Raw genomic sequence first — 20,165 nt, 5'->3', positions numbered from 1 at the left:
TCCATCATATTTTTATTCTGGTTGGAGCATAGCATCCGGGCCGGAAAATGTCAATTCTCAAAGGGTGTGTCATTCGTCCCTGACCCATAAGCGGAACAGGTGGCAGGCAGCGGAAACCGCGAAGCGGACAATAAGTAATCTTGAGAAACCAGGCGCTGAAAGCTGCGGACAATAGACCCACCTGCAGTTCATAACCCGAAGGTCGCAGGTTCAGGTCCTGTTTCTGCAGCCCAAAAGGTCCTGAGTTTACTGCCAAGGGAGAAACAGGCATTTCTTAAAAATAAGGTGCAGTTCATCTTTTAAGCTGATGTGGTGGATCTGCGGACCCACCTTGGCTTTAAAAAGGCGCCAAACGCTGAGGAGACGTTTGGCGCCTTGGTATCAATCAAGCTTTTCCGGAAGTTCTTTGCCGCAGAGGAACCAGTCCTTACAAGAAAGTCCCTGTAGGTTTGGCTTTTTTTCTCGCTCCAGCAGCTCCTCATACGTCTGTGGGGGTGGAACCAGTACAGGCTGCCCCGGCTGCCAGTTGGCTGGCGTTACCACATGATATTCATCTGTTGTCTGAAGCGCTGCCAGCAATCTTAAAATTTCCGGAACGTTGCGGCCATTGGTAAGGGGATAGATCAAAATAGCGCGTATTTTCTGCTGGGGATCGATGATGAATACATTTCGAACTGTTTCCTGCGTACTGACATCAGGCGAAATCATTCCATAAAGCCGTGCGATTTCGCCAGTTCGATCGGCAATCACCGGAAAGGGAATCTCAATCCCAGTCGTCAGATAAATGGCATAGACCCACGCCAGATGCGAGGGATTGCTGTCAATGCTCAGCCCAAGCAGCTGCGTGTTCTTCTCTGCAAACTGTGACTGCGCATTGGCAAAAGCAATGAATTCTGTTGTACAGACCGGTGTAAAATCGCCCGGGTGTGAGAACAAAACAACCCATTTTCCTTTATAATCAGACAGGCGAACCGTCCCGAAGGTCGTATTTGCGGTAAAGTCCGGCGCCTGCACTCCTAAAGACAAATGACCATCCATGGCACAACCTCCTTGTATCAACATATGTTTTTTGCACAGAGAGTGTACCCGCAAAACATTCAATGCACCATTTTCTTATCTGCAATCAATATCTTCTATACCTTCCATGCAATTGCATTTCGTTTTTGATAGGTTCACCAGCCATGTTTTCATTGCCTTTCTCACTGCTGGCGCCGTTTCCGGGAATCGCACTTTTTTAACGCAGCATTTTTAAAAATCACAGTAAAATACGGCGGTGGGGAAAAGCAAAACTGCTCCCACCGCCGTGTTTTCATGTTTTCTCGCAGATTCCCATACCGCCAAACCCGGCCAATCGTCAGTGGAATTCCCAAGCAGCAGCCATTGTTATCCCACTCGTTTTATGCGCGCTCCATCAGCTTCCGGATATGGGCGCTCACCTGTGCCCGGGCTGCAGACACCCATTGCTCATCCAGCGGCAGCCCCATATTCTTGCAGAACGCATAGTACAGCCCGATTTGCTGATAGTAGACCTCGTAATCCGCCCGAGTGGGCCCCGGCGGCAGCGGGCGGATCATCTCCATACGTCCGTGGACGAAGTGCTCCTGGACATAGCTCTCAAACTGGGCCATCAGATGCTCATTTTCCACATCAAAGGGCAGTGTCATCAGCCGCCACTCCACCGCCTCCGGCAGGTGATAGGGACGAAGCAGATCCAACACCAGCAGTTCGTTGCGCACGTCCTTTTTCCGGTAACAGGAGAGTGCCTCCGGCCGGGCACTCCACAAGGCCAGCTTCTGTTGGAGCGGAAGCAGTCCAATTTTCAAAATTGCCTCGCTGGGACCAACCACCGCCTGCTCGATAGGCATGTCTTCGCTGTGGAGCTGTTCCTCTAAAAACTCCAGGGCATCCCTCTCCAGAGCCCCCACATAGCCTACATCGAAAATACCGATGCGCCCGGCCCGCCCTGCAATCTGCTTGACCTCCTGACTGGTCAGCGGCCGCACCATTTCCCCATCAAACTTCTCGGCATCCGCAAAGATGACCCGCCGAATGGGCAGGTTCACCCCCATGCCAATGGCGTCCGTGGCAATCAGCACCGGGTTTTCTCTGCTGATGAAGCGGTCGTATTCCGTCCGGCGGACCTCCGGCGGCAGGTCGCCGTAGATGACGCTGGCAGGCACTCCCTGCCGCCGAAACTGCTGGGCCATGGCCAGTACCCGGCGTTTGGAAAAGGCCACGTAGGCATCTCCCGGCTCCGGTTCGGTCAGTTTTACCGGACGGCGCATCACCTGCAGCGGTACCTGGCGGGTATATGTTTTCAGCTCCCAGGTATCTCCGCAGCGATCAATCATACCGGTGATCTGCTCCTTGGCCAGCACCGCGCCGCAAAGATGGATCTCCGGGCACTGGAGGCCCAGAATGGCCCGGGTCCAAGCATCACCCCTCTGGGAATCCGCTGTCAGCTGTGTCTCGTCAATGACCGCCACATCATACTGGCAGTCCAGTGCCGCCTTCTCCACCGTGCAGCACAGGTGCTGTGCCCCCGGCACCCGAACCTCCTCCTCGCCGGTCAGCAGATCGCAGGGGACGCCCTCCCGGTTCAGCCGTTCGAAGTTCTCCAGGGCCAGAATGCGCAGCGGCGCCAGGTAGGCACCGCTTCCGGCTTCCCTCAGCCGCCGGAGAGCCTGATAGGTTTTACCGGTGTTGGTGTCCCCCAGATGCAAGCAGAAATGCCGCCTGCACTGGCGGGCCGCCGGATACTCCTGCCCGGGATCCTCCGGAAGCAGTCTCGCGAACTCCGCCGACACCATCTGCGGAATGTGGGTGGTCAGCAGAACGGAGAGAATGCCAGTGTCCCGGTAGCTCTCCCGCCGGCCCGCCACCACCTCCTCAAAAACATAGGCGGTATGGTGCTTCTCGTTGTAGTGATCCAGCAGCCGCCTGGACACATCGTCCAGCAAGGTTTCATAGCTGTTGAAAACCGTCTGGTATTCCGGGGAAATCCCCGGCGGAATAGCCTTCAGCTTGCGGAGCTGGCCACGGATTACCATCTCGTGGTGCAGCAGGCTTCGCCTGCCGGATCGTGCCGCACCCTGGCGCACCTGTTCCAGGTTTTTCCGGGCTGCCTGGAGGGCCATCCGCTGTTTTCGCTCTTTTTTCATAACGGATCCTCTCTATCACTTTTTCGGAACAATGCCAAGCAGTCTTCCTGCTTGGGGATATCTGATCATTTTAAAAAGGACGATTGACGTTTTTGGGACCGGCATAGGTGCACCTCTGGATTAGTGTTCGTGAAATTTGAGAAATTACTCCCCGCACAGCTTCTCACGCTTTCCTATGCGGTTTCATGCCATTCCAGCCAAGCCGCTCTGTTCAGGCGAGGCAGATGCACGGCCGCCTGACAGCCTCCCCCGCCGTTTTCTTGGCCAGCTGATGGCAGAGGCGCAGTTTTTAGCCGGACTTTGTATGAAAAACATGATCGCGCAGAAAACTTTTTGATGGACCATCGCAGATTTTTCCCGGGAGGTCGTTTTTTATATGGGAAACCACGAATATTTTTGCGGCTGGTATTTTAAGTGCCAGTCCCAGGAGGAGAGTCTTGCGCTAATCCCAGCTGTTCATACGGAGTGTGGGAAGCAAACCAGTTCTCTTCAGTTGATCAGCAGCAGGGAGAGCTGGAATGTTCCCCTGTCCAGCCAGTCATGCCAAATACGTGCCGATCGTCCCTATGCCAAGCTGGGAGAAAGTGTTTTCTCAGAATATGGCATTCAATTGAATCTGCACACGACGTCCTTCTCTGCAGTGGGGTCTCTGCAGTTCAGCAAGCACTCCCCTATCCGCTTTGATATCATGGGACCATTTTGCTGTGTCCCGTTCATGGAATGCAGACACCGTGTTTTCAGCATGCAGCACGAGGTAAACGGCAGCCTGCAAATCAATGGAAGGATTCACCGTTTTGAAAACAGTATTGGATATATCGAAGGAGATAGGGGACATTCCTTTCCAAAGCAGTATCTGTGGACACAGTGTTGCTTTGAAAATGGTTCTCTCATGCTCGCTGCTGCTGACATCCCGTTGGGGCCGATTTGCTTTACCGGGATTATCGGCGTCATACATCTGGGCGGTCGGGAATACCGCCTTGCCACGTATCTGGGGGCTAAGGTTGTCTCCTTAAAAAACCGTGAAATCACAATTCAGCAGGGCGATCTTCGGATGACGGCCGCTCTGCTCGATGAGCAGGCGCATCCGCTCCAGGCCCCGGTAAGCGGCGCTATGGCCAGGACAATCCGCGAAAACATCGCCTGCCATGCACGCTATCAGCTTTTTAAAAAGGACCGTATGCTGCTCAGCATGGAGACGCAGGCGGCTTCCTTTGAATATGAGTACCCATAACGGGGCGGAATGTCAAAGGCTCCCTGAGAGCGGATGCTCTCAGGGAGCCTTTCTTCGTAATTTAAAAGCTGCAGAACTTGTTTTCCTCAGGAGCTTCCCGCCCCCCTCTTTGTCTTTCGTTTTAAGTCATTTCTCTGCAGTCTTCCAGAATGCTGCGCAGCAGTTGATAGGTACGCGCTGTGGAGGAAATGCTAAGGCGCTCGGCCGGTGAATGAACATCATACAGGTTTGGCCCAATGGATACACAGTCCAGATCCGGCGCCTTGCCGCAGAACAGGCCACACTCCAGGCCACCATGGGTTGCTGTAATCTTCGGCGCTTTGCCAAAGGACTCGGTAAATTTTCTCTCAACCAGGCCCCGCAGGCGGGATTCCCGACGGAATTCCCACGCCGGATAGTCCGCGCAGAATTCCACTTTGCCGCCGACCCGCCGCATGATACTCTCCAGGCGCTGGCACAGCCACTGCTTCTGGCTAGCTACACTGCTGCGGACAGCAAAAGACATCCGCAGCTGATCCTCTGTCATGCGCAGAACCCCCATATTGAGGGAAGTCTGCACCAATCCCGGAATATCTGTACTCATGGCCTGCACACCATAAGGCAGATTCAGCATCGCAAAGGTCAGGTGGTCGGTTGTTCCGCCATCAGTGGCAGCCAGTGTCTCCTCTCCTCCCGCAGTTATTGTCAGGCGGACATTCCCATCCGCCGTGGCGTATTCATGCCGGTAAATGGCGTCGTATTGCTCTGCTACAGTGGTCAGCTTTGCCAAATGTCCTTTTTCAATGATCATTTCAGCCGCCGCCTTACTGGAAATTGCGTTTTCCACTGTGCCGCCTTCCATGGTGACAATCCCATAAGGGGCCGCCTCCCACATCGTGCGGAGTACGCGGCCCAACAGGCCGTTGGCGCTGGCGCGCCCCTTGTCAATCTCACCGCCGGAGTGCCCGCCCTTGAGACCATCCACAGTCAGTGTGCAGCGGATTCCTGTCATACGCCTGCGTCTTACCGGCAGCAGACAGTTTGCTCGCACGCCGCCTGCACAGCCTGCAGTGATGACACCTTCCTCCTCAGAGTCGATGTTGATCAGCCAGCGTCCCTTCAAATCCGAAAAATCCACCGCCTCTGCGCCGTACATACCGGTTTCCTCATCCACGGTGAACAGTGCCTCCAGTGCCGGATGCGGCAGCGTATCATCCGCCAGCAGCGCCAGAATCATGGCCACAGCAATCCCGTCATCGCCGCCCAGGGATGTCCCCTTTGCATAGACAAAATCCCCTTCCACCGCTACATCCAGTCCGTCCTTCATAAAGTCAACGGCGCAGTCCTGCTCCTTGACGCAGACCATATCCAGGTGCCCCTGCAAAATCAGGGTTGGTGCATGCTCGTATCCTGCAGCAGCAGGTTTTCGGATGATGATATTGTGATGTGTGTCCTGCTTATAATCAAGGCTGTGCTCCCTTGCAAACTCCACACAAAAATTGCTGATGGCCTTTGTGTTGCCGGAGCCATGCGGAATCGCACAAATCTGTTCAAAATAGGAAAATACCTCCTGCGGCTCGCAGTTTTCCAATATAGACATTCCCGTCGTTCCCCTTCTTCTGTTTTTCAGCCCATCGATGTCAGTTTCCAGTACTCCCGTGCCGCCGGCGCTTCTTCTTACGCGGACCCTTGGCCGCTTTTTTCAGGCGAACCCATCCCGCGGCTTGCTGCTCACAGGAGTCTGCTTCGTGAAATTTCCCCGTTTTCCATATTTTTCTGGCACCTGGAAGCCATTATACGTTTTATCTGCCGCTTTTCAAGATGTTCTCCTCTGTTTTTACAAATTTCTCTGCGCAGACACTTTATGCTCCATAAGAACTCAGCTTATACAGATACTCCCGATCTACAATGAGATAATCTCCCTTTTTTCTTTTTTGAAGCACCCCTGCATTGCACAAATCCAAAAGCGTGCGGAGAAGATGCCGGTAGCTTACCTCCAGCAGGTCGGCGCAGACGGTCAGATTATAGTGGAATGCTCCATCCCGCTCCTCCCGCAAAATCAGGGTTGCCAGCCGGTTCTTCAGGGGTTCAAAATGGGTGTGGTTCTTCCGGATATGACGAGCCAGAGAGCGAAGACCAAACTGCAGAAATTTCAGGTCATTTAACAGCATCCCGCGATACGTCACAGCAGAGATACTTAGAAAGGTGCAGGGGGTAACGGCCCGGATATTGTTGATCACCGGCTCATCCCACAGCACAGAGATGAATCCCAAAAAGTTCACACCGCGGTAAAGGCATTCACAGTGTATTTTATTCCCTGCTGTTACGTCATAGGCCATGCATTCCCCATTGACTAAAATACGAAAATCCTGGCCCATTTCACCGGCCCTGCTGATCATTTCATCTGTGTCAAACTGAATCAAAATGGCGGCCTTTGTCAGATCAAAAGAAAAGTTTTGCTGAAGGTTGTACCGGTCAATATAGCTCTTTAATAAAGCAGAATCGTTGATCTGGCGCATGATGTCCTCCTTTGGCAAATAAGAGCGGATTAGACGGGAACTAACAGAATATTCCTTATTATATATCAAAAACCATCCATTTCGAAGAGAAAACCATCAGAAAATTTTCCTTGTTTTTTTACTCTTTAAGCACAATTCACGAAAAATACAAAAAATCTGAAAGAAGTGACTTATGTCATTTACACACAGAAGTTGTATTTGTATACTTGGCTTAATTTAGAACAGGAAAACTTTTTTTGCGCAGCTGCTGCGCGGAAAAGACTGGGGCAAGGACGCTTCATTCCATACTTGAAGCGTTCTTTTTTTTAAGGCCGCTTTAGCACGTTGTGGTGCTGAACTGTATTGTGTAAGAAACCGTGTAGAAGAGAGGAGTACATACATGGCAACCATTGTTGAGTTCAAAAACTACAGCATGGGCTTCAAAGATGATGACGGTCAGGTTTTTAATCTGCTGGATCGTTTGAATTTTAAGGTAGAAGAAGGGAAGGCTCTGGGTGTCGTTGGTGAATCAGGCTGCGGCAAGAGCATGACGAGCCTGTCCCTCATGCGCTTACTGCCAGACGCTGCTACCGTCCAGGGTGGCGAAATCTTTCTGGAGGGAAAGGATCTGCTGAAGGCCTCCGAGGCGGAGATGCGCGACATTCGCGGCAATAAGCTGACCATGATCTTCCAGGAGCCTATGACTGCGCTCAACCCGGTGCTTACCATAGGCCAGCAGATCGGCGAAATTCTGCAGCTCCATCATCCTGAGATGAAGCCCGATGAAATTCGTCGTCTGGTCCTGCAGTCCCTTGTGGACGTTGGAATCGCTGCGCCGGAAACACGGATTGATCAATATCCCCACGAGTTCTCCGGCGGCATGCGTCAGCGCGTGATGATTGCCATGGCAATTATCAACCACCCGGCCCTCTTAATTGCCGATGAGCCTACGACCGCACTGGACGTGACCATTCAGGCACAAATTCTGGATATCATGCGCCGCCTGAAAAAGGCTTCCGGCAGTTTGATGGTCATTACTCACAATCTGGGTATTGTGGCCGAAATCTGCGAGGAAGTCGTGGTTATGTATGCTGGCCGCGCCATTGAGAGAGGCACCTTAAAGGCCATTTTTGACGGCCCTCTCCACCCGTATACCAGGGGGCTCATGGCCTCTATTCCAACCATGCGCAGTGAAAAAAAGCCGCTGCACACGATTCCCGGATCTGTGCCGACCGTTTACGATTTTGGACCTGGCTGCCGGTTTGCCGCTCGGTGCGAGCACTGTACAGAACAGTGCCGTTTGACCGTCCCTCCCCTAAAGCGGGTGGGGAAAGACCATCTGGTTCAATGCTGGCTGACATTTGAGGGAGAGGTGATTGAGCATGCGTGAAGAAGCAACCACTGCCGCCGGCGCAGAAACTGCGGATATACAGCCCATTCTGCGGGTAGAGCATCTGACCAAGCTCTTTCCCGTAAAGAAGAAAAAGCTCATTGAAACAAAGCGGTTTGTTCACGCGGTGGAGGATGTGAGTTTTGACGTTTATCCGGGTGAAACGCTTGGAATTGTGGGCGAATCCGGTTCCGGCAAGTCCACGTTGGCCCAGACAATTTTGGCATTGACTCCGGCAACCTCCGGCGAAGTTTATTACGACGGGAAAAAGATTACCAATTTTAAAGTGGGTGGTGCCGGACGCAAAAAACTGCGGCAGGAAATGCAGATGATCTTCCAGGACCCCTATGCCAGCCTGAACCCCAAAATCAAGGTGGGGGACGCCATTGCCGAACCCATGCTGGTCAACGGTCAGGCAAAAAGCCGTAAAGAGGCGGAGGAAAAGGCCAAGCACCTCCTGGAAACAGTGGGGCTTCGGCCTGAGGTCTATGACCGTTACCCCCATGAGTTCTCCGGCGGTCAGCGGCAGCGTATTGGAATTGTCCGCTCCCTGTCGGTAAATCCCCGGCTCCTCTTCTGTGATGAGTCGGTGTCCGCGCTGGATGTTTCGGTCCAGGCGCAGATTTTGAACCTTTTTAATGACCTCAAAAAGGCCTTTCACCTGACCTATGTTTTCATTGGCCACGATTTGGCCGTTATCCGCTACATCAGCGACCGGATCCTGGTGATGTACCTGGGAAAAATCATGGAGATTGCGTCCTATGACGATCTGTTTGGGGAGAACACACATCCCTATACTCAGGCGCTGGTTTCCGCCATCCCGGAACCCAGCACCGCGCCCCGCACCCAGCGCATCCTGTTGGAAGGAGATATCCCCAGCGTTGTAAATCCCCCCAAGGGCTGCCGCTTCTGCCAGCGGTGCTTTAAAGCACAAGCCGTTTGTTTCGAGCAGGAGCCGGATCTGAAAGAAGTTGGCAAGGGGCACTTGATCCGCTGCCATTTTGCAAAGGAGGCCGAATAAATGCTTCGCTACCTAATCCGCCGCATCGGTCGCGGTATTCTGACCATCTTCGTGTCTGTGACGCTTGTGTTTTTCATCGTGCGGGCCATGCCCTCTAACCCGGTAACCTTGATGATCAGCCCACAGATGAGTGAGGAGGCTCAGCAGGCCCTCATGGTTTCTTATGGCTTGGACAAGCCCAAGAGTGTCCAATATGTTCTCTATATGAAAGAGCTCCTGCACGGCAACTTGGGCACCAGCTTTTCCAAGCGTATCCCCGTCACAGAGTATCTGGCGGAAAAGCTGCCCTGGACACTGCTTCTGCTGGCTGCTGTTATGGTCATCGTCATCTTTGTGGGAATCGGCGTGGGACTTTTTGCGGCCGCCCACAAGGGGAAACTGGCCGATCGGCTCATTAATATTGTTGTAACGATGGGAATTTCGGTCTTTATTCCATTTATGGCGTTTCTGCTGCTCTATATCTTCGCCTTCAAACTAAGGATTTGTCCAACCGGAGGAGCCTATACACCGCCCAAGGGCGCCGGCCTTTCCTTTTATCTGGACGTGGGCAAGCACCTGATTCTCCCGGCGGTGGCGCTTTCCATCACCAACCTGGCCAATGCAGTGCTCTATACCCGCAACAGCATGATTGACGTGCTTCATGAGGACTATATCCGCACTGCCTATTCCAAAGGCTGCGACTCCAAGCGGGTTATGAAGGTCCACGCCATCAAGAACGCCCTGATCCCCACCGTCACCGTCATCGGCATGCAAATTGGCATTATGGTGGGCGGAGCCACCGTTACAGAAACTGTCTTTTCCTGGCCGGGCATCGGCCGCCTCGTTTACGACTCGGTCAATGCTCTGGATTATCCGGTTCTTCAGGGAGCGTTTTTGGTAATGGCGGTAGCCGTGGTCATCATGAGCCTGCTGACCGATCTGGTGGTTGCCTGGCTGGATCCGCGCATTAAATTGGGGGGCTGAGCATGAAAGAACGCAAAGGTTTTCTCTACTATTTCGTCCGAAATCGAAATGGAATGATTGGATTAATCGGGGTGTCGATCATCGTCGCCATCGGCCTGATTGGCCCCATCTTTATTCCAAAGCCGGATGGCTATACTGCCGATATTCTCATCGCTCCCTGCGCCCAGCACTGGCTGGGTACAGACAATCTGGGGCTGGACATCTTTGCCGAGCTGGTGTGGGGTGCCCGCACCTCCCTTTATGTCTCTATTCTGGCTATGCTGATCTCCGGCGTCATCGGCATTCCGCTGGGCCTGCTGTGCGGCTATACCAGAGGCTGGCTGTCCGAGGTCATCGATGCGCTGATCGATATCTTCATGACGCTCCCCATGCTGCCGCTGATGATTATCGTGGCCGCGATTATGGGAACCTCCATTACCAATGTGGCCCTCATTTTGGGCATTTTCTCCTGGCCTCAGCTGGCACGGGTGACAAAGAACAGCACCCTGAAAATCAGGGAGATGCCGTATATTGAGGCAGCAAACTGCCTGGGCCTTTCCAAGCCCCGCATTCTCTTCAAGCATGTGCTCCTCAACGCCTCCGGTCCTGTCTTTGTCGACATGACCCTGGTTATGGCCTCCGCTGTGCTGACCGAGGCCAGTCTCAGCTTCTTGGGTCTTGGCGACCCCACTACCTGGAGCTGGGGTACCATCCTCAAGCGGGCCTGGGGACAGAACGCCGTCATCAGCAGTCCCAACCCCTGGTGGTGGTGGCTGATGCCCAGCCTGTGCATTGTGGTGTACGTGGTATGCTTCAACCTGCTGGGCACGGCGCTGAACGACTGCCTCAACCCAAAAGGACGGGAGTAATCCACCGCTTCCATATATTGATTCTCAGGAGGAAACATAAAATGTACAATTTTTTGATCAAAAACGGACTTGTTGTAGACGGTACAGGCGCTCCTGCGGTAAAGGCTGACGTGGCAGTACAGGGTGATAGGGTGGTTCGCATTGCTCCCAATATTACAGAAGATGCCGCCCAGATTTATGACGCAGCAGGAAAGTACGTCATCCCCGGACTCATCGATCCCCACGTCCACGAGGAGTGGTATTGCTTTGATGACGGCACATATGAGTCCTACATCAGCCAGGGCGTCACCACCTTAATTAACGGAAACTGCAGCCACAGCATTGTTCCCGGCCACAAGAAGGAAATTTTGGATTATTATCTGGGCAACGGCTTGGTGGGGCTCCGGCAGTATAAGCGCTATTTGGAAAAATGGCCGGACTGGAACGACTTCGCCAGTTACTGCGATGCTGTGGCCACGGTGGGGACAAACTGCAATTTTGTCACGCTGCTGGGCCATGGCAGCATCCGCCAGTATGTGATGCACGGCGCCTATAACCGGGCGCCTGACGAACTGGAGCAAATTCAAATCGAAAATATTATCCGCCACAATATGGATCAGGGCGCCTGGGGTATCTCCTTCGGCCTGGACTACGTTCCCAGCCGATACGCCTCCATGGATGAACTGTGCAACGTGGTCCGCCAGATCAAACGCTACGACGCAGTTGCCGCCGCCCATCAGCGCAATTACATCGGCATCCCCGCCGCCACTGCCGAGTTCTGCGAAGTAGGCCGCCGCACCGGAGCAAAGATCCAGATTTCCCATCTGGCCTCCTCTTGTCCCGAGGCCTATGACATCGCCCTCAAGGCCATTCAGGAAGGCGTCCGGGCGCATATCGACGTGATCCCCAGCAGTGTTGGCCACTGCACCGGCAAGGAGCGGATGCTCCTTTTCACCATGGCTCTCAGCGACGAGCTCTTCAGCCAGGGGATTGAGGGGGTAAAGCGGGCCCTGAAAACCCCGGAGGGCCGGGCGCTTATCAAAAAGGACAACTATACCATGGCAGGTCCCAAGGACAAGATCTACATCGTCCGCTCCGAGGATCCCCATCTGGAGAACCGCTCTGTCCGGGACATTGCACAGGAGCGGGGCATTGACGAGGATGAGTGCATGCTGGATCTGATGGCGGACGATCTCAACTACGTCTTCTGGCTCAACGCGCCCGCGGCCCATGTGCCCAGCAATTTCATCGATCACTGCGACTCCATCGTCGCCAACCCCTATGTTTCCGTCGGCAGCGACACCATTATGGGCGATCCGGAGGATCCCTATGACTGGTACGAAATCCGGCGCCGGGGCGGCTTTGCCATCTTTGCACAGATGTACCTGAGCAAGGGCGTCCCCTATGAGGAAATTGTCCGTCGGAACACCAGCATGGTGGCCGACCACTTCGGTATCTATAAGCGCGGCCGCCTGGCGGAGGGCAGCTATGCCGATATTGCAGTCATTGACCTGCCCAACTACCGCTATCCCGAAATGGATCAAATGCACTATCAAACACCAAGGATGAATGCCACCGGCTGCGACTTGGTGCTGTGCAACGGCCAGGTGGAGGCCATGGACGGAAAGATTTTCCAAACCTATGCCGGCCGGGTTCTCAAGAAAAACGAACAGGGCTTTTAACCGATAATTATGGGCTATCCCGTGATTATAAATAGATTGATCAAAAATGAACAGGAGGAAAATAATGATGAAAAGGAAACTGCTCTCCCTTTTGCTGGCGGGCTGCCTGTGCCTGTCCTTGGCGGCCTGCGGCGGTAACGACACCGCCCCTTCCGCTCCCGCTGACAGCGCAAGTGAGTCCGGAACGCCCAAAGTAGGCGGCTCCATCAACGTGGGCCTCAATACCGCCCCCGTCAGCGAAAACATCTGGTATCAAAACGATCTGAACTCCAGCATTATCATGAACCTGGTCTGTCCCAATATGGTGGCCATGGACGAGAGCGGAACCAAGTACAACTATCTGACGGAGTCCGCTGTCCCCAACGACGACTGCACCCAGTGGACTGTCACCTTGAAGGAGGGTCTCTGCTGGAATGACGGCACCCCCGTCACCGCTGATGACCTGCTGTTTACCGGCAAGTACGGCGTGGAGCACCACATTGGCTTCTTTGACAGCTATTACGGTCTGGTGAACTACGAGAAGAGTCACACCGACGGTGACCGCACGGTGGTCTTTGAGCTGACCTCCGGCAACGTGAATTTCTGGAATGGCGCCGGCTTCTGGATCCCCATTATGCGTCAAAGTGAGTGGGAGTCCGTGGAAGACCCCTCCACCTATGATTACAGCGGCGCCGGTTACGGCCCCTACTACATCAAAGAGTGGGTTGATGGAGAATATGTGGTTCTGGAGCGGAACCCCAACTTTACCCTTGCCAACGATGGCCAAGGCGCGTATCTGGACGAAGTGGTTTTCCGCATCTATACCGATGAAAACGCCATGGTCCTGGCTCTCCAGAACGGCGAGATTGACGTATGCGCCGATTTCCTGAGTGCCTCTTCTGTCAGCCAGCTTCAGAGCAACCCTGTCTATCAGCTCAGCAGCGTTGGCTCTCTGGGCTATGCACTGCTCACTATGTCCCAGACCAATCCGCTGCTCACTGACAAGACTATCCGTCAGGCAATCGCCATGTGCTGTGACCGTGACGCACTGGTAAATGTTGCCTTTGCAGGTGCTGCCACCCCCATGTATACTCCCGTCAGCCCGGTGTACGGCGATTTTGTGGCCTCCAATATCCAGCAACCTGCCTTTGATACCGCCGCGGCCGCCGATCTATTGGAGCAGGCCGGCTATAAGGATGCCAACGGTGACGGTGTCCGGGAATCCGCTGACGGCACTCCCCTCCGCTTCACCCTGACCTATAAGAGCACTCTGTCCAATGTGGACGGCGTCATGACTATTCTGAAGACCAACATGGCCGAGGCCGGCATTGAAATTGTTCTCCAGCCTGTGGATGCCGCCACCTTCTCCGCCAATGTAACACAGGGCCACACCTATGACATCAGCTACAGCAGCTGGGGCACCATTGATGACGTGGACACCACTCTGCTGACCTGCTTCGGCATTGGCCAGACTTTGAACTTCATGGAGTTCAATGACCAGACACAGGAAGACCTCCTCCAGGCCATGCAGGGTGAAGTGGACTATGAAAAGCGACTTGACCTGCTCAACCAGTGGCAGACCTGGTTCGCGGACAACCTGCCTTGCATCCATTTGCTGGTCCCTAACAACACTTACGCCGCCAGTACAGAGAAGTACGAGGGCTGGAGTTTGGTTCCCGGCAATCAGGCCTTCATGGCTTGTGCCCAGTTCTGCGAAGTTTACGCAAAGTAAACCGTCTGCACACTACCCTGCCAAAGGATTCGGGACGGCAAATGCCGTCCCATCCTTTTGGGCAGCGTCAGAATCAAACATGATAGAAGAATTGAACGAGGAAAGGGAGCAACAGCAATATGGAATTTAAGCAAAAGCCCGCCTACAAGGGCTATCGGGCCTATCAATACCTGGAGGCCGGGAAGGACTACAAGGACTTTGAGTGGGCCGATTGGGATTGGGCTGGCCGCCATGTCATTGAGCTGAGCAATGAACAGGAGGCCATGGTATCTGAGATTCTGGCCAAATATCCTTACATCAGTCTTCACGACCATCCCACTTTCTATCCAAAGGACATGTCCAGCGCAGATCACATCTTCGACTCCATGCGCCAGGGACGGGCGGTCTGCGGCTATGAGGCCCTGTCCTACTCCAACCTTGACTGCGTGTTCGACAATATGCTCGATGGCGTGAACATCATCTCCAGCCCTGGCGGCTGGAAGTGGATTGACATCATCCATGATCTGGGTATGCGCCTGTGCGACATCGCCCATCAGGATTTTCTGGTTCACTGCAAGACGGTGGATGACATTCTCGCAGCCAAAAAGGCCGGCAAAATTGCCTGGGTTGCCAGTGTCGAGGGCGCTGCCTGCATCGAAAATGAGGTAGACCGCATTGATATCCTCTACGGTCTGGGTGTCCGCCAGTTGGGCGTCACCTATTCTGAGAGCAACGCACTCGGCAACGGTATGAAGGAAGACCGTGACGGCGGCCTGACCAAATTCGGCGAGAAGTGCGTGGAGCGGATGAACCAGGTGGGAATGCTTATCGATGTCTCCCACTGCGGGCAGCAGACCGCCTATGACGCTGTGATGCACTCCAAAAAGCCCATCATCATGAGCCATGTGGGCGCCAAGGGTGTCTGGGACATCAAACGCATGGCCGGTGATACGCTGCTGAAGGCTGTGGGGGAAAAGGGCGGCGTTATCGGTATCGAGTCCGCTCCCCATACCACCATGTCCAAGACCCGCATGACCCATGACATTGACAGCGTGATGGAACATTTTGAGTATGTGAAAAACCTGGTGGGCATCGACCACGTCGGTTTTGGCGTGGACTGTCTTTATGGTGACCACGTGGGTGTCCATCACGCCTTTGCTGCCGCCCTCTCCACTGCGGAAACAGCCAACACCCAGTACCAGGAGGTTCCATTCGTCTGGGGTCTGGAGAATCCAACTGAGGCCAGCTGGAACATTGTCCGCTGGCTGGTGAAGCACGGCTATACCGAAGAGGAGATTGGCAAAGTGATTGGCGGCAACGCCATTCGGGTCCTGCGGGAAGTCTGGGCCAACTGATCAGGAGAAACAGCCGCTCCCTCAGGGCGGCTGTTTTCGGAAAGGGAGCAGCAATATGGAATTTACCCTGAAAAAAGGCTACCGCCCATATGAGGCCTACCAGTATTTGGAGCCCGGACGGGATTATCCGATCATTGACTGGGCTGACTGGGACTGGGCCGGCCGCCATGTGCTGGCGTTGACGGACAATGAAGAGGCGCGGGTCGCTGAAATCCTGGCCAACGCCCCTTACATCAGCCTTCATGACCACCCGGACTTCACCACACGGGACATGTCTTCCTGCAAGCCGCTTTTCGACGCCATGCGCAGCGGCAGGGACCGGTGCGGCTATGAAGCCCTGGCCTATTCCAATCTGGACTGCATCTTCGACAACATGATGGACGGCACCAATATCATTTCCAGCCCCGAGGGGTGGAAGTGGATTGACATTATCCATGATTTGGGTATGCGCCTGTGTGATATCGCCCATCAGAATTTTATGACCCACTGCAAGACGGTGGACGATATTTTCCAGGCGAAGAAAACGGGGCGAATTGCCTGCGTCTTTGTCATTGAGGGCGCCGCCCCACTTGAGAACGAGGTGGATCGCATTGACATTCTCTACGGTCTCGGCATCCGCCAGATGGGCATTACCTATTCTGAGAGCAACGCCCTGGGCAGCGGACTCAAGGAGGATCACGACGGCGGCCTGACTCACTTTGGCAGGCAGTGCGTGGAGCGGATGAACCAGGTGGGAATGCTCATTGACGTCTCCCACTGCGGGCCGCAGACCGCTTATGACACAGCCGTTTATTCCAAAAAACCCATCATTGCCTCTCACGTGGGTGCCAAGGGCGTCTGGAATACCAAGCGGATGGCCGATGACCGGCTTATTACGGCCATTGCAGATGGCGGCGGCGTTATCGCCATTGAGGCAGCCCCACACACCACCATGTCCAAAACCCACATGACCCATGATATCGACAGTTTCATGGAGCACTTTGAGTATGTAAAAGACCTGGTGGGCATCGACCATGTGGGCTTTGGTGTGGACTGCATGTATGGGGACCACGTAGGGCTTCATCACGCTTTTGCATCTGCCCTTTCCACCGGGGAAACCTCCCGAAGCCAGCAGACCTACCAGGAGGTTCCATTCGTCAAATATCTGGAAAATCCAACAGAGGCAAGCTGGAATATTCCCCGCTGGCTGGTGAAGCACGGCTATTCCAACGAAGAGATTGCCAAGGTTCTGGGCGGAAATGCCATCCGGGTGCTGCGGGAAGTCTGGGCCTGAGCAAACGATTGAGAAAAGGAGATTAGGATATGGAATTCAAGATGAAGCCGGCTTATCACGGCTATCGGGCGTATGCATATTTGGAGGAGGGAAAAGATTATCCCAAGTTTGACTGGGCCGACTGGGATTGGGCCGGCCGCCACGTGCTGGATCTGACAGATGAGGAAGAGGCGCGGGTCGCGGAAATTCTGGCCAACACCCCCTACATCAGCCTTCACGATCACCCCACTCTGTTTCCCCGGAAAATGGACAGTGCGGATGACATCACAGATGCCATGCGCAACGGACGGGAAATGACCGCCTATGAGGCGCTCGCCTATTCCAATCTGGACTGCGTTTTCGATAACCAGTTGGACGGGGTCAACATTATCTCCAGCCCCGGCGGCTGGAAATGGATTGATATTATTCATGACCTGGGCATGCGCCTGTGTGACATTGCACATCAGGACTTCCTGGTCCACTGCAAAACTGTGGATGATATTTTTGCCGCCAAGAAGGCCGGCAAAATCGCCTGGGTTGCCGTTGTCGAAGGGGCCGCTCCGATTGAAAACGAGGTGGATCGCATTGATATTCTCTACGGTCTGGGTATCCGTCAGTTGGGCGTGACCTATTCCGAGAGCAACGCTCTGGGCAGCGGCTGCAAGGAAAATCACGACGGCGGTCTGACCAAATTCGGTGAAAAGTGCGTGGAGCGGATGAACCAGGTGGGAATGCTCATTGACGTGTCTCACTGTGCTCCCCAGACGGCCTATGATGCCGTCATGCACTCCAAGAAGCCCATTATCGCCTCCCATGTGGGAGCCAAGGGCGTTTGGCCCACCAAGCGGATGGCCAGCGATGAGCTGATCAAGGCTGTGGCAGAAAAGGGCGGTGTCATCGGCATTGAGGCCGCTCCCCACACCACCATGTCCAAGACCAATATGACCCATGATATTGACAGTTTCATGGAGCACTTCGAATACGTGAAAAACATGGTTGGAATTGACCACGTGGGCTTTGGTGTGGATTGTCTCTACGGCGACCATGTGGGCGTTCATCATGCTTTTTCCGCCGCACTCTCCCTTGCCAGCACCGCCAAGACCGGCGTTGCACCTTATGAGGAAGTTCCCTTCGTCAAGTATCTGGAAAACACCACAGAGTCCAGCTGGAACATTCCACGCTGGCTGGTCAAGCACGGCTATTCTGACGAAGAGATCGCCAAGGTTCTGGGCGGCAATGCCATCCGGGTGCTGCGGGAAGTCTGGGCCTGATGCGGCTTCTGTATCTGATTCCCGGCATGATGCATGCATCCGTTCTTGGAACGGAAGAAATGGAGCGGCGCAGAGCAATTCTGCAAAAGCACGCTTTCCCCGGCACGGTGGTGGATGTGGCGGATACTGATACCGGCCCCGCCTCCATTGAATCCATCTGTGAAGAATACGCCAGTATTCCACCTACAGTGGAGCGGGCCGTGCGCGCCCAGGCAGAGGGTTATGACGGCATCATTTTGGGCTGCTATGCCGACCCCGGCATCGATGCGCTTCGGGAAATGCTCACCATTCCCGTGTCCGGCCCCTTTGAGTCCAGCTGCTTTGCCGCCATGACTCTGGGCCACCGGTTCTCAATCCTCACGGTCACACCGGATATGTGTCCGGTATTGGAAGCGGAATTTGAAAGCAAGGGCGGGGCGGGACGCAGGTTGGCCAGCGTCCGGGCCATTGACCTGGATATTCTTGCGCTGCAGGAATATCCTGAACTGCTGAAAAAGCGCCTGTGCGCCGAAGCGGAGCTGGCAATTACCCAGGATCGGGCGGATACGCTGGTCCTAGGCTGCATCTCTCTGGCCTTCGCCGATATGGACCTTACATTGGAGAACGCCTTCGGCGTTCCCTGTGTCAACCCCATTCTGACGGCACTGAAGCAGTGCGAAAGCCATGTAAGCATGGGGCTTCACCACAGCAAACGCGCCTATGCGCTGCCGCGGAAGCTGCGGCAGCAGGCATAGCGGCAGCTTTCAGCGTGCGCGCCCCGGCCTCCACGGTCAGGAGCGCGCATGTTTTTTCACCGTTTATCTATGAATAAGGCGCGTATGCGCGGGAGGTCTTATGGAACGTAATCCAAAGGCGGCCAAGCCCATTCTAGAGGCGCTGAAGGGCCGCTATTCCTGCCGGAACTTTACAGGAGCACCTGTGGACGACGCAGTGCTTGGCGATCTGATCGACACCGGACTGATGGCTGCCACCGGCGGAAACCTGCAGCCCTATTCCATTCTTATTGTACGGAATCCCACCACCAAAGCGGAATTGCGCCGACTGGGCGGTGGGCAGGCTTTTATCGAACAGGCGGATGTCTTGTTGGTTTTTGCCCTGGATTGGAGCCGTTATCAGGTGTACACCCAGCAAAAGCACGCCCCCTTTCAGGCCAACCACCAATTTTTGCACCTTCTCATCGGCATAGAGGATATTCTATGTGCCGCACAGACAATTGAGACCGGGGCTTATCTCAGCGGTCTCGGTGCCTGCTATGTGGGCGGTGTGCTGGAAACAGGCAGTCAAATTGCCCGCCTGCTGCATTTCCCCCAGGGCGCATATCCAATTGTCATGCTGGCTCTTGGGCATCCCGCACCCGGCAGCGACCACAAGCCCACAAAGCTGCCCCGGGATTTGATGGTCTTTCAGGAGCGCTACCGCCCGATCAGCGAAGCGGAAATCCGCCGTGCATACGACGCCAAATACGCCTCCGTGGACCGTCATCCGCTTCCCTTGGATGGTGCCGCGCGGGATCGGGTGTTGGAGCAGCTGCTGCACAACCTGTCACTCACCTACCCGGAATCGCAGGCCCAGTCCTACCTGGAGGAGATTCGGCAGTCCGGCGCATATAACGAGGCCCAGCGGCGTTATGGGGTTCACTATGGGGTGGAAACCATGCGTCGGCGCGGCCACGAAACACTGACTGGTATGCGGGAGATGGGCTGTGACCCGCTGAAAATGGAGCGGGATTTTTAACTGCATTCCGTACAGGCTGCCCCGCCCTTCCGAAACAGGCCCGTTCGCGCCAAAAGGCGCCAGCCTCTGCCGATGCAGAAGCTGGCGCCTTTTGTTGGCTTTTGCGGCCGC

The 20,165-nt window shown here is 54.6% G+C and carries 16 protein-coding genes; 12 read left to right on the top strand and 4 right to left on the bottom strand.

Annotated elements, in window-relative coordinates; all coding sequences use genetic code 11:
- Positions 1-381 precede the first annotated feature (381 nt).
- Together BMZ81_RS03795 and BMZ81_RS03790 are read right to left on the bottom strand one after the other, a co-directional pair.
- Positions 382-1,038, bottom strand: a complete 657-nt coding sequence (locus tag BMZ81_RS03795; protein ID WP_091128838.1) for a peroxiredoxin — start codon at positions 1,036-1,038, stop codon at positions 382-384.
- A gap of 359 nt (positions 1,039-1,397) precedes the next feature.
- Entirely contained in the window at positions 1,398-3,161 is a 1,764-nt protein-coding gene (locus BMZ81_RS03790) for a helicase-related protein (protein WP_091128836.1), read from the bottom strand.
- 376 nt (positions 3,162-3,537) lie between these two features.
- Between BMZ81_RS03790 and BMZ81_RS03785 the strand changes: the two genes are divergently transcribed.
- On the top strand, positions 3,538-4,392 hold the full coding sequence (locus tag BMZ81_RS03785) for a tocopherol cyclase family protein (RefSeq protein WP_091128834.1): 855 nt from the start codon (positions 3,538-3,540) through the stop codon (positions 4,390-4,392).
- A gap of 121 nt (positions 4,393-4,513) precedes the next feature.
- On the opposite strand, the gene BMZ81_RS03780 is transcribed toward BMZ81_RS03785, so the two are convergent.
- Both BMZ81_RS03780 and BMZ81_RS03775 read right to left on the bottom strand, forming a co-directional pair.
- Positions 4,514-5,971 (bottom strand): aminoacyl-histidine dipeptidase, encoded by a 1,458-nt coding sequence (locus BMZ81_RS03780; RefSeq protein WP_091128832.1) that lies wholly within the window; start codon positions 5,969-5,971, stop codon positions 4,514-4,516.
- Between the two features lie 262 nt (positions 5,972-6,233).
- Positions 6,234-6,890: a cyclic nucleotide-binding domain-containing protein gene (locus BMZ81_RS03775; protein WP_091128830.1), complete on the bottom strand. Its 657-nt coding sequence runs from the start codon at positions 6,888-6,890 to the stop codon at positions 6,234-6,236.
- Positions 6,891-7,269: 379 nt separating this feature from the next.
- Between BMZ81_RS03775 and BMZ81_RS03770 the strand changes: the two genes are divergently transcribed.
- From BMZ81_RS03770 to BMZ81_RS03720, 11 genes are all read left to right on the top strand, one after another.
- Complete coding sequence (locus tag BMZ81_RS03770; protein ID WP_091128828.1) at positions 7,270-8,259, top strand: ABC transporter ATP-binding protein; 990 nt, start codon at positions 7,270-7,272, stop codon at positions 8,257-8,259.
- On the top strand, positions 8,252-9,280 hold the full coding sequence (locus tag BMZ81_RS03765; RefSeq protein ID WP_091128826.1) for an ABC transporter ATP-binding protein: 1,029 nt from the start codon (positions 8,252-8,254) through the stop codon (positions 9,278-9,280). The genes BMZ81_RS03770 and BMZ81_RS03765 overlap by 8 nt, the downstream gene beginning before the upstream one ends.
- Positions 9,281-10,243: an ABC transporter permease gene (locus BMZ81_RS03760; RefSeq protein ID WP_091128824.1), complete on the top strand. Its 963-nt coding sequence runs from the start codon at positions 9,281-9,283 to the stop codon at positions 10,241-10,243.
- Positions 10,244-10,245: 2 nt separating this feature from the next.
- The gene (locus tag BMZ81_RS03755) at positions 10,246-11,091 is read left to right on the top strand and encodes an ABC transporter permease (protein ID WP_091128821.1); all 846 of its coding nucleotides are present in this window, start codon (positions 10,246-10,248) and stop codon (positions 11,089-11,091) included.
- 41 nt (positions 11,092-11,132) lie between these two features.
- On the top strand, positions 11,133-12,752 hold the full coding sequence (locus BMZ81_RS03750) for an N-acyl-D-amino-acid deacylase family protein (RefSeq protein ID WP_177187188.1): 1,620 nt from the start codon (positions 11,133-11,135) through the stop codon (positions 12,750-12,752).
- Positions 12,753-12,816: 64 nt separating this feature from the next.
- Positions 12,817-14,463 (top strand): ABC transporter substrate-binding protein, encoded by a 1,647-nt coding sequence (locus tag BMZ81_RS03745; RefSeq protein ID WP_177187187.1) that lies wholly within the window; start codon positions 12,817-12,819, stop codon positions 14,461-14,463.
- A 119-nt stretch (positions 14,464-14,582) separates the two neighbouring features.
- Positions 14,583-15,797, top strand: a complete 1,215-nt coding sequence (locus BMZ81_RS03740) for a dipeptidase (RefSeq protein WP_091128813.1) — start codon at positions 14,583-14,585, stop codon at positions 15,795-15,797.
- Positions 15,798-15,852: 55 nt separating this feature from the next.
- Complete coding sequence (locus tag BMZ81_RS03735; protein WP_091128811.1) at positions 15,853-17,070, top strand: dipeptidase; 1,218 nt, start codon at positions 15,853-15,855, stop codon at positions 17,068-17,070.
- A gap of 29 nt (positions 17,071-17,099) precedes the next feature.
- Positions 17,100-18,320: a dipeptidase gene (locus tag BMZ81_RS03730; RefSeq protein ID WP_242942560.1), complete on the top strand. Its 1,221-nt coding sequence runs from the start codon at positions 17,100-17,102 to the stop codon at positions 18,318-18,320.
- Positions 18,320-19,054, top strand: a complete 735-nt coding sequence (locus BMZ81_RS03725; protein ID WP_091128808.1) for an aspartate/glutamate racemase family protein — start codon at positions 18,320-18,322, stop codon at positions 19,052-19,054. The genes BMZ81_RS03730 and BMZ81_RS03725 overlap by 1 nt, the downstream gene beginning before the upstream one ends.
- A 100-nt stretch (positions 19,055-19,154) precedes the next feature.
- Positions 19,155-20,054, top strand: coding sequence for a nitroreductase family protein (locus BMZ81_RS03720; RefSeq protein ID WP_091128807.1), 900 nt, complete (start codon positions 19,155-19,157; stop codon positions 20,052-20,054).
- Positions 20,055-20,165: the final 111 nt, after the last annotated feature.

The organism is Oscillibacter sp. PC13, from assembly GCF_900115635.1.
GTDB lineage: Bacteria > Bacillota > Clostridia > Oscillospirales > Oscillospiraceae > Oscillibacter.
This window is presented reverse-complemented; position numbering and strand designations above follow the sequence as displayed.

Bases quoted from the DNA above. Each gene is read 5' to 3' on its own strand.
- BMZ81_RS03795 (WP_091128838.1), bottom strand. From the start codon at position 1,038: ATGGATGGTCATTTGTCTTTAGGAGTGCAGGCGCCGGACTTTACCGCA.
- BMZ81_RS03790 (WP_091128836.1), bottom strand. From the start codon at position 3,161: ATGAAAAAAGAGCGAAAACAGCGGATGGCCCTCCAGGCAGCCCGGAAA.
- BMZ81_RS03785 (WP_091128834.1), top strand. From the start codon at position 3,538: ATGGGAAACCACGAATATTTTTGCGGCTGGTATTTTAAGTGCCAGTCC.
- BMZ81_RS03780 (WP_091128832.1), bottom strand. From the start codon at position 5,971: ATGTCTATATTGGAAAACTGCGAGCCGCAGGAGGTATTTTCCTATTTT.
- BMZ81_RS03775 (WP_091128830.1), bottom strand. From the start codon at position 6,890: ATGCGCCAGATCAACGATTCTGCTTTATTAAAGAGCTATATTGACCGG.
- BMZ81_RS03770 (WP_091128828.1), top strand. From the start codon at position 7,270: ATGGCAACCATTGTTGAGTTCAAAAACTACAGCATGGGCTTCAAAGAT.
- BMZ81_RS03765 (WP_091128826.1), top strand. From the start codon at position 8,252: ATGCGTGAAGAAGCAACCACTGCCGCCGGCGCAGAAACTGCGGATATA.
- BMZ81_RS03760 (WP_091128824.1), top strand. From the start codon at position 9,281: ATGCTTCGCTACCTAATCCGCCGCATCGGTCGCGGTATTCTGACCATC.
- BMZ81_RS03755 (WP_091128821.1), top strand. From the start codon at position 10,246: ATGAAAGAACGCAAAGGTTTTCTCTACTATTTCGTCCGAAATCGAAAT.
- BMZ81_RS03750 (WP_177187188.1), top strand. From the start codon at position 11,133: ATGTACAATTTTTTGATCAAAAACGGACTTGTTGTAGACGGTACAGGC.
- BMZ81_RS03745 (WP_177187187.1), top strand. From the start codon at position 12,817: ATGATGAAAAGGAAACTGCTCTCCCTTTTGCTGGCGGGCTGCCTGTGC.
- BMZ81_RS03740 (WP_091128813.1), top strand. From the start codon at position 14,583: ATGGAATTTAAGCAAAAGCCCGCCTACAAGGGCTATCGGGCCTATCAA.
- BMZ81_RS03735 (WP_091128811.1), top strand. From the start codon at position 15,853: ATGGAATTTACCCTGAAAAAAGGCTACCGCCCATATGAGGCCTACCAG.
- BMZ81_RS03730 (WP_242942560.1), top strand. From the start codon at position 17,100: ATGGAATTCAAGATGAAGCCGGCTTATCACGGCTATCGGGCGTATGCA.
- BMZ81_RS03725 (WP_091128808.1), top strand. From the start codon at position 18,320: ATGCGGCTTCTGTATCTGATTCCCGGCATGATGCATGCATCCGTTCTT.
- BMZ81_RS03720 (WP_091128807.1), top strand. From the start codon at position 19,155: ATGGAACGTAATCCAAAGGCGGCCAAGCCCATTCTAGAGGCGCTGAAG.